The 12,895-nt window shown below is 73.6% G+C and carries 11 protein-coding genes; 8 read left to right on the top strand and 3 right to left on the bottom strand.

From position 1 onward, the window contains the following. The first annotated feature begins 1 nt into the window (after position 1). From ACGFZQ_RS44865 to ACGFZQ_RS44845, 5 genes are read left to right on the top strand one after another with little or no spacing between them, the layout of a single operon-like run. Positions 2 to 4,579: a beta-ketoacyl synthase N-terminal-like domain-containing protein gene (locus ACGFZQ_RS44865; protein ID WP_393845326.1), complete on the top strand. Its 4,578-nt coding sequence runs from the start codon at positions 2 to 4 to the stop codon at positions 4,577 to 4,579. Continuing rightward, positions 4,576 to 4,893 carry an acyl carrier protein gene (locus ACGFZQ_RS44860; protein WP_351706099.1) on the top strand — a complete coding sequence of 106 codons (318 nt, stop codon included), beginning with the start codon at positions 4,576 to 4,578 and terminating at the stop codon, positions 4,891 to 4,893. The genes ACGFZQ_RS44865 and ACGFZQ_RS44860 overlap by 4 nt, the downstream gene beginning before the upstream one ends. Positions 4,894 to 4,895: 2 nt before the next feature. Then, positions 4,896 to 5,711: an alpha/beta fold hydrolase gene (locus tag ACGFZQ_RS44855; RefSeq protein ID WP_393845325.1), complete on the top strand. Its 816-nt coding sequence runs from the start codon at positions 4,896 to 4,898 to the stop codon at positions 5,709 to 5,711. Next, positions 5,708 to 6,898 carry a glycosyltransferase gene (locus tag ACGFZQ_RS44850; protein WP_393845324.1) on the top strand — a complete coding sequence of 397 codons (1,191 nt, stop codon included), beginning with the start codon at positions 5,708 to 5,710 and terminating at the stop codon, positions 6,896 to 6,898. The genes ACGFZQ_RS44855 and ACGFZQ_RS44850 overlap by 4 nt, the downstream gene beginning before the upstream one ends. Next, the gene (locus ACGFZQ_RS44845) at positions 6,882 to 7,937 is read left to right on the top strand and encodes a class I SAM-dependent methyltransferase (RefSeq protein ID WP_382530315.1); all 1,056 of its coding nucleotides are present in this window, start codon (positions 6,882 to 6,884) and stop codon (positions 7,935 to 7,937) included. The genes ACGFZQ_RS44850 and ACGFZQ_RS44845 overlap by 17 nt, the downstream gene beginning before the upstream one ends. A 4-nt stretch (positions 7,938 to 7,941) precedes the next feature. Here ACGFZQ_RS44845 and ACGFZQ_RS44840 read toward each other — a convergent pair whose 3' ends face one another. Next, complete coding sequence (locus tag ACGFZQ_RS44840; RefSeq protein WP_393845323.1) at positions 7,942 to 8,940, bottom strand: YbhN family protein; 999 nt, start codon at positions 8,938 to 8,940, stop codon at positions 7,942 to 7,944. A gap of 218 nt (positions 8,941 to 9,158) precedes the next feature. On the opposite strand from ACGFZQ_RS44840, the gene ACGFZQ_RS44835 reads away from it, so the two are divergent. Beyond that, positions 9,159 to 9,797, top strand: a complete 639-nt coding sequence (locus ACGFZQ_RS44835; RefSeq protein WP_393845322.1) for a DedA family protein — start codon at positions 9,159 to 9,161, stop codon at positions 9,795 to 9,797. 90 nt (positions 9,798 to 9,887) lie between these two features. Here ACGFZQ_RS44835 and ACGFZQ_RS44830 read toward each other — a convergent pair whose 3' ends face one another. After that, a complete protein-coding gene (locus ACGFZQ_RS44830) occupies positions 9,888 to 10,415 on the bottom strand; it encodes a gamma carbonic anhydrase family protein (protein WP_393845321.1) in 528 nt (175 codons plus the stop codon). 140 nt (positions 10,416 to 10,555) lie between these two features. Here ACGFZQ_RS44830 and ACGFZQ_RS44825 point away from each other — a divergent pair, with 140 nt between their 5' ends. Next, a complete protein-coding gene (locus ACGFZQ_RS44825) occupies positions 10,556 to 11,320 on the top strand; it encodes an acyltransferase (RefSeq protein WP_393845320.1) in 765 nt (254 codons plus the stop codon). Positions 11,321 to 11,333: 13 nt separating this feature from the next. Here the strand turns inward: ACGFZQ_RS44825 and ACGFZQ_RS44820 are convergent, their stop codons facing one another. After that, positions 11,334 to 12,191, bottom strand: coding sequence for a DMT family transporter (locus ACGFZQ_RS44820; protein WP_393845319.1), 858 nt, complete (start codon positions 12,189 to 12,191; stop codon positions 11,334 to 11,336). Positions 12,192 to 12,306: 115 nt separating this feature from the next. On the opposite strand from ACGFZQ_RS44820, the gene ACGFZQ_RS44815 reads away from it, so the two are divergent. Beyond that, the gene (locus tag ACGFZQ_RS44815) at positions 12,307 to 12,879 is read left to right on the top strand and encodes a helix-turn-helix domain-containing protein (protein WP_351733961.1); all 573 of its coding nucleotides are present in this window, start codon (positions 12,307 to 12,309) and stop codon (positions 12,877 to 12,879) included. The last annotated feature ends 16 nt before the right edge of the window (positions 12,880 to 12,895 follow it).

The raw sequence follows: 12,895 nt of genomic DNA, 5'->3' as shown, positions 1-12,895 counted from the left end.
CATGACCGACGACCGCCAGACACCGGTCGCGATCGTGGGCATGGCGGTGCTGCTGCCCGGCGCCGCAGGTCTCGACGCGTACTGGAGAAACCTGCGTGACGGCGTGGACGCGATCGGCGAGGTGCCCGAAGGGCGCTGGGACGCGGACTACTACCGGCCCGGCTCGGCGGCCGGGCCCGCCGTCCCCGACCAGGTGTACTGCCGGCGCGGCGGCTTCGTGGACGGCCTCGCCGAGGTGGAGGTCACCCGGTACGGCATCATGCCGAACTCCGTCGACGGCACCGAGCCCGACCAGCTGATCGCCCTCGACGTGGCCGCCGCCGCGATCGCCGACGCCGGCGGCGAGGACCGGCTGCCCGACCGGCACCGGATCGGCGTCGTCCTGGGCCGGGGCGGCTATCTCACGCCCGGTCTGGTCCGGCTCGACCAGCGGGTCCGGACGGCCGGGCAACTCATACGCACCCTGGGCGAGTTGGTGCCCGACCTCACCCCCGGCCAACTGGCCCGGGTGCGGGAGGCGTTCACCGAGCGGCTCGGGCCCGCCAGCCCCGAGTCGGCGATCGGCCTGGTGCCCAACCTCGCCGCTTCCCGGATCGCCAACCGGCTCGACCTGCGCGGCCCCGCCTACACCGTGGACGCGGCCTGCGCGTCCTCGCTGGTCGCCGTCGACCAGGCGGTCACCGAACTCGCCGCCGGGCGCTGCGACCTGATGCTCGCCGGGGGAGTGCACCACTGCCACGACATCACCCTGTGGAGCGTCTTCTCCCAGCTGCGCGCGCTCTCCCCGAGCCAGCGCATCCGACCCTTCCACCGCGACGCCGACGGCATCCTCATCGGCGAGGGCACCGGCGTCGTCGTCCTCAAGCGCCTCACCGACGCCGAACGCGACGGCGACCGCGTCTACGCCGTGATCCGCGGCACCGGCGTGGCCAGCGACGGCCGTACCGCCGGACTCGTCAACCCCGATCCCGGCGGCCAGGCCCACGCCGTACGCCAGGCCTGGCGGGCCGCAGGTCTCGACCCCGCCGCCGCGCGCTCCGTCGGGCTCCTGGAGGCGCACGGCACCGCGACCCCGGCCGGGGACGGGGCCGAACTCACCACCCTCGCCGAGGTGTTCGGGCCGGGCGGCAGCGGCGACCGGGCCGTGCTGGGCTCCGTGAAGTCGATGATCGGCCACACCATGCCGGCCGCCGGCGTCGCGGGCCTGGTCAAGGCCGCCCTCGCCCTGCACCACGCCACCCTGCTGCCCACCCTGCACTGCGACGACCCGCACCCGGCCCTCGCGGACACCCGCTTCCGCACCCTGGACCGGGCCGAGCCCTGGGAGACCACCCCCGACCAGCCGGTGCGCCGGGCTGGGGTGAACGCCTTCGGGTTCGGCGGGATCAACGCACACGTGGTGCTGGAGGAGGCACCCGGCAAGCGTGCCGCCGCCGTCGCGCACGTCACGTCGGTCACCGAGCCCGAGCGCATCCTCCTCCTCGCCGCCCGCACCCCCGAACAACTCGCCGCCGCCCTCGCCGCCGACGACTCCGCCGTCCTCGTCGCCGGTCTCGCCCCCGACCGCACCCACCCGGAGGCCGGTCCGGCCCGCCTGGGCATCGTCGACCCCACCGCCAAACGGCTCGCCCTCGCCCGCCGCGCGGTCGGCAAGGGCCGGGCCTGGCAGGGTCGCAACGACGTGTGGTTCCGGCCCGCCCCGCTCCTCGACACCGGCAGGCTGGCCTTCGTCTTCCCCGGTCTGGAAGGCGAGTTCACTCCCCGCGTCGACGACATCGCCGCGCATTTCGGCCTCCCCACCGTCACCGGCCCCGCCCCTCAGGACGTAAGGGTCGGTGACGTGGGCCGTCATGGGTTCGGTGTCGTCGGCGTGGGGCGGCTCCTGGACACCGCGCTGCGCCGGATGGGCGTGGTCCCGGACGCGGTCGCCGGGCACAGCGTCGGCGAGTGGACGGCGATGGTCGCCGCCGGTCTCTACTCCGGTGACCAAGTGGACGCGTTCATGGCCGAGTTCGACCCCGACGCGGTAACCGTCCCGGGTCTCGCCTTCGCCGCCGTCGGGGCACCCGCGGAGCGGGTCCTGGCCGCCCTGGACGACGACTGGGCGGACGCCGGGATCGTCCTCTCCCACGACAACGCGCCCGGCCAGTCGATGGTCTGCGGCCCGGACCGGGCCGTGGCGGACTTCGTCCGCGCCTTCCGCGCCGACGGCGTGCTGTGCCAGGTGCTGCCGTTCCGGTCCGGTTTCCACACGCCGATGCTGGAGCCGTATCTGACACCCATCAAGGAGGCCGCCGAGCGCTTCCGGCTGCACAGACCGGCCGTCCCGGTCTGGTCCGGCACCACCGCGGCCCCCTTCCCGCAGGCCGAGGCGGAGGTGCGCGAGCTGTTCGTCCGGCACCTGCTGGAGCCGGTCCGGTTCCGGCAGCTGGTCGAGGCCCTGTACGCCGCCGGGCACCGCACCTTCGTCCAGACCGGCCCCGGCCAGCTGGCCTCCCTCATCGCCGACACCCTCGGCGACCGCGACCACCTGGCCGTCGCCGCCAACTCCCCGCACCGCTCCGGCCTCGCCCAACTCCGCCGCGTGGCGACGGCGTTGTGGACGGCGGGCGCGTCCGTGGCGCCGGCCGTCGTAGCGGTCGTCCCCCGAACGAACGGCGCCAGTACGCCGGTACGACACCGCCCGCCCGTCCGCCTCGACCTGGACGGCGCCCTGGTGTCCCTGGACGGCCCGGTCCTGCACCGGCTCCGCGCGGAGCTGGGGCGGACGCAGGCCCCCACCGGCCCGTCCCCGCTCGACGACCTGGCCGTCCGCGTCCCGGCCGCCGCCGAACTCAGCGCGCTGCTGCGCGACACCGCGGACACGGCGGTCGCCGTCCTCACCGCACGCCGGACACCGGCCCCGCCGGTTCCCGCGGCCCCGCCGGTCCCTGCGGCTTCGCCGGTTCCCGCGGTCTCGCCCCTTCCGTCGGCCCCGCCGGTTCCACCGGTTCCGCCGGCCCTGCCTGCTCCACCGGCCCCCGAGACCCGCACCACCACCGTCCGGGTCTCCCCGGACACCATGCCCCACCTGCTCGACCACTGCTTCTACCCGCAACGCCCCGGCTGGCCGGACGTCGAGGACCGTTGGCCGGTCGTCCCGGCCACCACCATCGTCCGGCACCTGATGGACGCGGCCGAAGAGGCCACCGGACTGCGGGCGGTGGCCGTGCACGGCGCCCGTTTCGACCGCTGGCTCACCGCCACGCCTCCCGTCGACGTCGCGGTCACCGTCACCCCCGAGGGCCCCGGCCGTGTCTCGGTGGCCTTCGGGCCAACCGCCCGCGCGGTCGTCGAACTCGCCCCCGGCTACGCGCCCCCGCCTGCCGCCCCCACCCCGGCGCCTGCCCCCGAACGCACCCCCGACCACACCGCCGCGCAGCTCTACTCCGAGCGCTGGATGTTCCACGGCCCGGCGTTCCAGGGCGTCACCGAACTCACCGCGATCGGCGACCGGCACGTCCGCGGCGTGATCACCACCCCTGCCGCCCCGGGCGCCCTCCTCGACAACGTCGGCCAGATCCTCGGCTACTGGATCATGGCCACCCGCACCGAGCGAACCGTCGTCTTCCCGGTGGGGATGCGGGAGACCCGCTTCCACGGCCCGCATCCCGCACCCGGCACCGAGGTCGGCTGCCTGGTGCGGATCACCTCGCTCACCGACACCGTCCTGGAGGCGGACGTGGAGCTGACCGTCGAGGACCGGGTATGGGCCCGGATCGAAGGCTGGCAGGACCGGCGCTTCGACAACGACCCGCAGACCCGCCCCGTCGAGCGCTTCCCCGACCGCAACACCCTCTCCGAGGCGCGGCCGGGCGGCTACGCACTGGTCCACGAACGCTGGCCGGACCTCGCCTCCCGTGAACTGATCATGCGCAACTCCCTGGGCGGAGTGGAGCGTTCGCAGTACGCGGAGCACGCGCCGCGCGGCCGCAGACAGTGGCTGCTCGGCCGGATCGCCGCCAAGGACGCGGTCCGGCAGTGGCTCTGGCAGCACGGCGAGGGACCGGTCTTCCCCGCCGAACTCCGGGTCCACAACGACGAGTTGGGACGCCCTTACGTGGCCGGTGTGCACGGCCGCACGCTGCCCGCGCTGGACGTCTCGCTCGCCCACCGGGCCGAGGCGGCCGTGGCGATCGTACGACCGCACCGGCCCGGACCCGGCCCGGGCATCGACATCGAAGAGGTCACCGAACGCGACCCGGCCGCCCTGGCGGCCGCCCTCGGCACGGACGAACTGCACCTGCTGCACGGACTTTCCGGAACCGGCTCCACAGCGCTGTGGTTCACCCGGTTCTGGGCCGCCAAGGAGGCCGTCGCCAAGGCCGAGGGCACCGGATTCGACGGCCGCCCGAGGGACTTCGCCGTCCTGGAGGCGGCCCCGGACGGCAGCCGGCTGCTGGTCTCGGGCCGACTGGAACGCGCCTACCCGGTGCACTGCGCGCCGGTCCGCAATCCCCCCGCACTGCCGGACCGCGACTACGTCGTGGCCTGGACGACCGGACCGGCAGCCGCAGACCCAGAGGAGGACCCGCGATGAATCCGACCCAGCCCGAAGTCCGCGCCGACGAGGAGGCGGTGCTCGCCGACCTCACCCGGATGCTCCGCGTCCTCCTGGAGGAGTACGGCGACGACGACGCCGAGATCGGCATGAGCACCACCTTCAACCGCGACCTGGAGCTGGAGAGCATCGACCTGGTCACCCTCGCCGGGCTCCTGGAGGAGCGGTACGGGAAGCGGGTCAACTTCGCCGAGTTCCTGGCCGGGATGGAGTTCGACGAGATCATCGGGCTCACCGTCGGCCGGCTGGTGGAGTACGTCGTGTGGAGCCTGAAGGCCACGGAGGCGGGCTGACCATGGCGATCGTCGACACCGGAGACATCCGGCTCCATGTGCAGAGAATGGGCCCGGGGCAGGGCCGTACCCCGGTCGCCACCGTGGTCCTGGTCCACGGGCTGCTCACCGACAGCCTCGCCAGCTACTACTTCACGGTGGCGCCCGCCTTCGCGGTCTCCGGCCTGGACGTGGTCATGTACGACCTGCGCGGCCACGGCCGCAGCGGCCGGCCGTCCGGTGGCTACACCCTCGACCACAACATCGACGACCTGGAGGCCCTGCTCGACCGGCTGTCGATCACCGGCCCGGTCCACCTCGTCGGCAACTCCTACGGCGGCACCATCGCCTTCGGCTACGCGGCCCGCCACCCCGAACGCGCCGCCAGCCTCACCCTGATCGAGTCCGAGCCCGCCACCGCCGCCTGGGCGGACAAGCTCGGCTCCATCCTGACCCGGGTCGTCACCGAGCTCGCCCACAACGAGTCGGACGCGATCGCCTGGATCACCTCGAACCGCGGCCACAACACCGCCCGCCTGGCCAAGGGCGCGGCCCGGCTCGCCCGCGAGACCTCCCTCGGCCGGGACATCCCGGCCAGCCGGGTCCTGACCGAGGACCAGATCAGCGCCGTACGCTGCCCGGTCCTCGGGGTGTACGGCGGTGACTCGGACCTGGTGGAGGTGGTCCCGCTGAAGGAGGCCCTGCTGGCGGACTTCCGGTCGGTGGTGCTGCCCGGACACGAGCACTCCGTGCTGGTCGAGGCGGCCGGCACGGTCGGCGGCCACATCATGGAGCTGATCCACTCGGTCAGCGGGGCGCGGGCGGCCGGCGTCCGGTGAGCGGCTTCCTCTTCGTCGTCCCGCCCCTGGTCGGGCACATCAACCCGGCCGTCGGTGTCGCCGCCCGACTCACCGCGCGCGGACACCGGGTGGCATGGGTCTGCCCGGACCCCGGGCTGCTGCGCCGGCTGGCGGGAGCCCAGGCGCGGGTGTACCCGTGCGCGGGGACGGCCGAGGGCGAACGGCCCGCGGACCTGCGCGGCGCGGAGGCGCTGAAGTTCCTGTGGGAGTGGTTCCTGGTGCCGCTCGCACAGGCGATGGCGCCCGGCGTCCGGGCGGCCGTCGACGACTTCCGCCCCGATGTCGTGGTCGCCGACCAGCAGGCCTTCGCCGGGGCCCTGGTGGCCGAGCGGCTCGGCCTGCCCTGGGCGACCTCCGCGACCACCTCCGCCGAGTTCGGCGGCGCCTACGACGGCATCCCCAAGGTCGCCGAGTGGCTCCGGGCCCGGCTCGCGGAGCTCCGGGACCGCATCGGCGACCCGGCGGGCACGGCCGACCCGCGCTTCTCGCCGTATCTGACCCTCGCCTTCACCACCCCCGACCTGGCAGGCGCTACCGATCAGATGACGGTTCGTCATGTCGGCCCGTCGATCTCGGAGCGGCCGGTGGCCGACGGCTTCCCCTGGGAGTGGCTGGACCCGAGCCGGGAGCGGGTCCTCGTCTCGCTCGGCACCGCCAACGCGGACGTCGGCGGGCGGTTCCTGGCCGAGTGCGTGGCCGCCGTACGCGAACGCGCCCACCGGGTGCAGGCGTTGGTGGCCGACCCCGGAGGCACCCTGCCGCCCGCGACCGACGACAAGGACATCCTGATCCTGCCCTCGCTGCCCCAGCTCCCGCTCCTGGAACGGGTCGACGCGGTCGTCTGCCACGCCGGGCACAACACCGTGTGCGAGGCGCTGTGGCACGGCGTCCCGCTGGTCGTCGCCCCCATCCGGGACGACCAGCCGGTGATCGCCGGGCAGGTCGTCGACGCCGGCGCGGGCGTCCGGGTCAGATTCGGCCGGGTCACCGCCCAGCGGCTGGGCGAGGCCCTCGACACCGTCCTGTACGAGCCCGGCCCGCGCACCGCGGCGGCCCGGATCCGCACCGCGTTCCGCGCCGCGGGCGGTGCACCGGTCGCCGCAACCCACCTGGAAGACCTGGCAGTCGACTCGCGATTCAGGAGACCCGATGAGCAAGCAGAGTGAGATCGAGGCGCTGCGCTCCGCCTACCAGCGGGACCTGGCCGACGGCGTCGACCGCTTCTTCGAACCTCGCCGCACCACCTGCCCCTGGTGCGGCTCCGACCGGCTGACCACCCGGCTGCGCACCACCGACCTGCTCCAGCACAAGCCCGGCCGCTTCCTCCTGGACCGCTGCCAGGAGTGCGGGCACACCTTCCAGAACCCGCGCCTGAACGAGACGGGCCTGGAGTTCTACTACCGCGACTTCTACGACGGCCTCGGCGAACAGAAGATGAGCGGCACCTTCGGCGGCCGCACCAAGATGTACCGGGGCCGCGCCGAGTCCATGCTCCCGCACGACGCCACCCCCAAGAACTGGCTCGACGTCGGCACCGGCCACGGCCACTTCTGCGAGGCCGCCCGCGAGGTGCTGCCCGGCACCGCCTTCGACGGCCTCGACTTCACCGACGGCGTCGAACTGGCCGCCCGCGAGGGCCGCGTGGAGCGCGCCTACCGGGGCGCCTTCCCCGAACTGGCCCCCGACCTCGCCGCCGGCTATGACGTGGTCAGCATGTTCCACTACCTGGAGCACAGCACCGACCCCGACAGCGAACTGCGCGCCGCCCACCAAGCGGTACGCCCCGGCGGTCACCTCCTCATCGAGGTCCCCGACCCGGAGAGCCGCTACGCCCGTCTCCTCGGCCGCTGGTGGCTGCCCTGGCTCCAGCCGCAGCACCTGCACTTCGTCCCCGTCGCCAACCTCCGCGCCCGCCTCACCGACCTGGGCTTCACGGTGGTCGCCGAACAGCACGCCGAGGCACACGACCCCGTCGACCTGCTGGCCGGCGTCTGGCTCGCCCTGGACCACACCGCCCCGCGTGAGGACGCCCCCTGGCTGCCCCGCCCGCCGGGCGCCCTCCAGAAGACGGCACGCGCCGCCCTGCTCCTCGCCGGCATCCCGGCCCTGATCGCCGGCACCCTCGCGGACCGCTTCGCCGTACGGCCGTTCTCGCACCGGTTGCGTGTCTCCAACGCCTACCGCATCGTGGCCCGCCGCGACTGAGCCCTCAGAGCACCTTGGCGCGGATCATCGCCGACAGCACCAGGGCGCCCGGCAGCAGCGGCACCCAGTCGGTCAGCACCCGGTAGCCGATCACGGTCGCGGTGGCCACCGCGACCGGGGAGCCGAACGCGGCCAGGGTGATCACCAGGGCCGCGTCCACCGCGACCCCGCCGGGTACCGGTACGGCACCGCCCGCGGTGCCCGCCGCCAGGTACGCGAAGATCACGGTGCCCCACGACAGCCCGAGCCCGAGCGCCTCCCCGGTGCAGGCCAGCACGCAGGCCTGCACCAGCGGCATCGCCGTCGCGCCGCCCCACAGGGCCAGCACCCGGGAGGGCCGGGCGTGCACCGTCCGGGCGTCGGAGAGCGCGGACCGCACCAGCCCGGTGATCGGCCGCCGCAGCGGTCGTACGACCGCCATCGCGATGCCCACCAGGGTGAGGACGGCGGCGACCGGGATCAGCACCACGCCGTCCGGGACCAGCTCGCCCAGCCGCCGCCAGGCGGACGAGGACAGCAGGAACACGATGAGCACGACCGTCTTCGCACCCGACTTGGCCACCGAGTACAGCGCGATCGAGGAGGTGGCCCGCTCCAGGGGGACGCCCCGGGTGCGGAGGAAGCGGACGGTGACGGCGTGTGCGCCCAGTCCGGCGGGCAGCGCGTGGTTGGCGGCGCCGGCGGCGAACTGCGAGGCCAGCAGCAGCCCCGGCGGCAGCCGGTCGGGCACGGCGCCCTGCCGCATGCAGGCGGCCACCACCCAGGTCAGGCAGGTGAGACCGCCCGCGGTCAGCAGCCACGCGGGTTCGGCACGGGCGAGCCGGCCGACCCCCTCGGACAGCAGGGACTGATTGGTCAGCCCCCAGACCGCCGCGATGAGCAGCGGGGACAGACACAGGGCGAGCCGGAGCGGCCGGCCGGCCATCGAGGGCGTCGACAGGGCAGGCACGGGCGCGTCGGAGCGGGACGACGACAGGGACGACAGTGACGACAGTGAGGACACGGGGACGTTGTCCTTCCACGGCGGGCCGCGGTGGGGAGCCGCAGGCGAGCGGGACCGCAGGCGTGCGGGACCGCTGGGGAGCCTTCCCGTCCCGTGTGACACCCGGATGTCGGAAAACCGAAGGCCGGGGGGCGGGCCGGTGCCGCGGGCACGGCCGTACCCGGCCGACCGGGTAGCCTTCCTGGGGTACGCAGCACGCGACAGGGGAGGATCCGGCGGTGCACGTCCAGGAATGGCTCGACTCGGTACCGGCGGTCGCCGTCTACGCAGTGGTGGCGCTGGTCATCGGGCTGGAGAGCCTGGGCATCCCGCTGCCGGGCGAGATCGTGCTGGTCTCCGCCGCGCTGCTCTCCTCGCAGCACTCGGGCGTCAACCCGTTCGTCCTCGGCGCCTGTGCCACCGCGGGCGCGGTGATCGGTGACTCCATCGGCTACGCGATCGGCCGCAAGGGCGGCCGCCCGCTGCTGGCCTGGCTGGGCCGGAAGTTCCCGAGACACTTCAGCGAGGGCCATGTCGCCACCGCCGAGCGCTCCTTCGAGAAGTGGGGCATGTGGGCGGTCTTCGTCGGCCGCTTCATCGCCCTCCTCCGCATCTTCGCGGGCCCGCTGGCGGGCGTCCTCCACATGCCGTACTGGAAGTTCCTGACGGCGAACCTGCTCGGCGGCATCTGCTGGGCGGGCGGCACGACGGCGGTGGTCTACTACGTCGGCATCGTCGCGGAGGACTGGCTGAAGAGGTTCTCGTACGTGGGCCTGGCGCTGGCGGTCCTGGTGGGCGTGGCGTCGATGCTGATCGTCAAGCGCAGGGCGAGCAGGATGCAGGAGAAGGAACCCGAGCTTGTGGACGCCGGGGAGTAGACGTACGCGAAGGGGCGCGGGGCTGTATCCATGTGCGGCTCCGCCGCGTGGGCGCGACCAGGCCCCACAACGCCGCACCCGCCGTATGACCTACTCATGCACCCCGCGATGCGCCTTCGCCAACTCCGCGTAGAAGGTCCCGTTGAGGGTCACCCCCTGAAGCTCCTCCTCACTCAACTCCCGCCGCACCTTCGCCGGCACCCCCGCCACCAACGACCCCGCCGGCACCACCATCCCCTGCGGCACCAACGCCTGCGCGGCGACCAGCGACCCCGCCCCGATCACCGCCCCGTTCAGCACCGTCGCCCCCATCCCGATCAGGCAGTCGTCCCCGACCGTCGCCCCGTGCACCACCGCGTTGTGCCCGATGGACACCCGCTCACCGACACTCACCGGAAACCCCGGATCGGCGTGCAGCGTCACGTTGTCCTGCACGTTCGCCCGCGCCCCCACGGTGATCTTCTCGACGTCTCCCCGCACCACCGCGCCGTACCAGACACTCGCCCCGGCCTTCAGCGTCACGTCCCCGATCACCGAGGCGGTCGGCGCCACGAACACGTCGTCCTCGATCTTCGGCTCGCGCCCGCCGATCCCCACGATCAGCGCCTTCTGCGTCATCACGGTCTCCCATCGCCATCGCCATCGCCATCGCCATCGCCATCGCCATCGACGTCCACGGCAACCTAGCTCACCGCCTGGGGCGAAGATCACAGCAGCCCACCCTCTTGCCGGCGGCCCCCTCCGCGTAGCGTGACCCCGTGCCGAAGCCCAAGAACACGTTCTCGTCCTGGTGTCGCCGCCTCGCCCAGCGCGCGGTGCACGCGGGCTGGGCCTGGGTGCAGCGCACGGGCTCCGTCACCGCCGACCACCCCGGCCACTTCCGCTTCGGCGCGATCGGCGAGGCCACCCGCCTCGCCTTCCCGCTGGGCACGGTCTTCGGTGAACCGTGGATCCATCTCGGCTCCCACTGCATCGTCGGCGAACAGGTGACCCTCACCGCGGGCCTGATGCCCGACCTCGACCTCGGCCCCGAGCCGATCCTGCGCATCGGCGACGGTGTGGTCCTCGGCCGCGGCAGCCATGTCATCGCCGACACGACCGTCACCATCGGCAGCGACTGCTACTTCGGCCCGTACGTCTACGTCACCTCCACCAACCACTCCTACGACGACCCGCACGAGCCGATCGGCAGGCAGTGGCCCCGCATGGAGCCCGTGGAGATCGGCCCGGGCTGCTGGATCGGTACCGGCGCGGTGATCCTGCCGGGCGCGCGGATCGGCCGGAACGTGGTGGTGGCCGCCGGCGCGGTGGTCCGGGGGACGGTGCCCGACCACGCCGTGGTGGCCGGCGCCCCCGCCCGGGTGGTACGCCGCTGGACCGCTGAGACCGGTTGGCAGCCGCCGCTGCGCACGCCTGCGCCGGTGCCGATACCGGAGGGCATGACCCCGGAACAGCTGCGCGCGCTGGCGGAGCTCGACGAGGAGGGCGTGGCGCGGCTCGCCGAACTGGAGACCGAGAGCTGAGCGGCCCGCCGGCTCAGCCGGTGGCCAGCAGCAGTGTCCCCACCAGCGCCAGGCCGGCGCCCGCCGCCTGGATCGCGCGCAGCCGTTCGCTGAGGAAACCGCGGGCCGCGAGCGCGGTGACCACCGGGTTGAGCGAGGCGAGCACCGCGGCGACGGTGACCGGGCCGTGCTGGGCGGCGACCGAGTACGTCCCGTTGGCCGCGACGTCGGCGAGACCGACGAAGCCCAGCGCCGGGAGCGCGGACCAGGCGAAGCGGCCCTCCGGCAGCGCGGGCGCGCCCCGTTGCACAGACAGCCACAGGACGGCCCCGCCCGTCGCGACGCTGGTCAGCCGCTGTACGAAGAGGGCCAGGAAGAGGCCGGTGACCGTGGTGGACGCCTCCGCGATCAGCGCGATCACCGAGCCGAAGCCGACCGCCGCGACCATGGCGAGCAGGATCGTCCGGCGCTGGACGGGCGTGCCGCGCAGCTGGGGGCCGCCGGCCAGAACCACTCCGCTGACGGCGACCGCGATGCCCGCGGCCTGGAGCGGCCCCGGCCGCTCACCGAGGAACAGCCCGACCCCGACCGGGACGGCGACGCTCAGCGTGGCCAGCGGGGAGACCACCCCCATCGGGCCGAGGGCGAGGGCCTTGTAGAAGGAGAACAGCGCGACCGGCCCTACCAGACCCGCCGCGACCGCGAACCACAGCCGCGGCCCGGCCTCGCTCCAGCCGCCGGTGGCGGCCACGATCACGCCGAGGACCGCCGCCGCGATGCCCTGCGAGACGACGACCACGGTGAGCGCCGGGGCGCGTCGTGTGAGCAGTCCGCCGCCGAAGTCGGCCAGCCCCCACAGGAGACTGGTGGTCAGGGCGAAGAATGCTGTCACGGCCCGCCTCGCAGTACAGTTCGGTGAACGATCAGGTACACCCCACCGTAGTTCAAGCAGTTGAACTCTGTCATTCAGAATATTGGACCGTGATGCTCTCCACGATGGACGGAACGTGTCGGACCTCGACCTGCTGACCCAGTCCCTGGCCCGCAACGTCAAGCACTGGCGCGCGGTGCGCGGCTTCACCCTCGACGTGCTCGCGGCCCGGGCCGGGGTCAGCCGCGGCATGCTCATCCAGATCGAGCAGGCCCGCACCAACCCGAGCATCGGCACGGTCGTCAAGATCGGCGACGCGCTCGGTATCAGCATCACCACCCTGCTCGACTACGAGCAGGGCCCCAAGGTCCAGATCGTCCCCGGCGACAAGGCCGTACGGCTGTGGCACACCGAAGCCGGCAGCTACAACCGGCTCCTCGCCGGCACCGAGGCGCCCGGCCCGCTGGAGATGTGGGACTGGCGTCTGATGCCGGGCGAGAGCAGCCCGTCGGAACCCCATCCGACCGGCACCGTGGAGATCGTCCATGTCACCGCCGGTGAACTGACCCTCACCGTGGACGGGGCCGAGTATCGCGTGCCGACGGGCGCCAGTGCCTCCTTCGAGGCGAACACGGCCCATGTGTACGGCAACACCGGGGACGTGCCGATGGAGATGGTCATGACGGTCTCCGTCCCGCCCGTGCCCTGAACCGCCCGCGGCCGGG

It is taken from the genome of Streptomyces sp. NPDC048254 (assembly GCF_043201895.1).
Taxonomy (GTDB): Bacteria; Actinomycetota; Actinomycetes; order Streptomycetales; family Streptomycetaceae; genus Streptomyces.
Note: the sequence above shows the minus strand (reverse complement) of the source record. Positions and strands in the feature narration are given on the sequence as shown.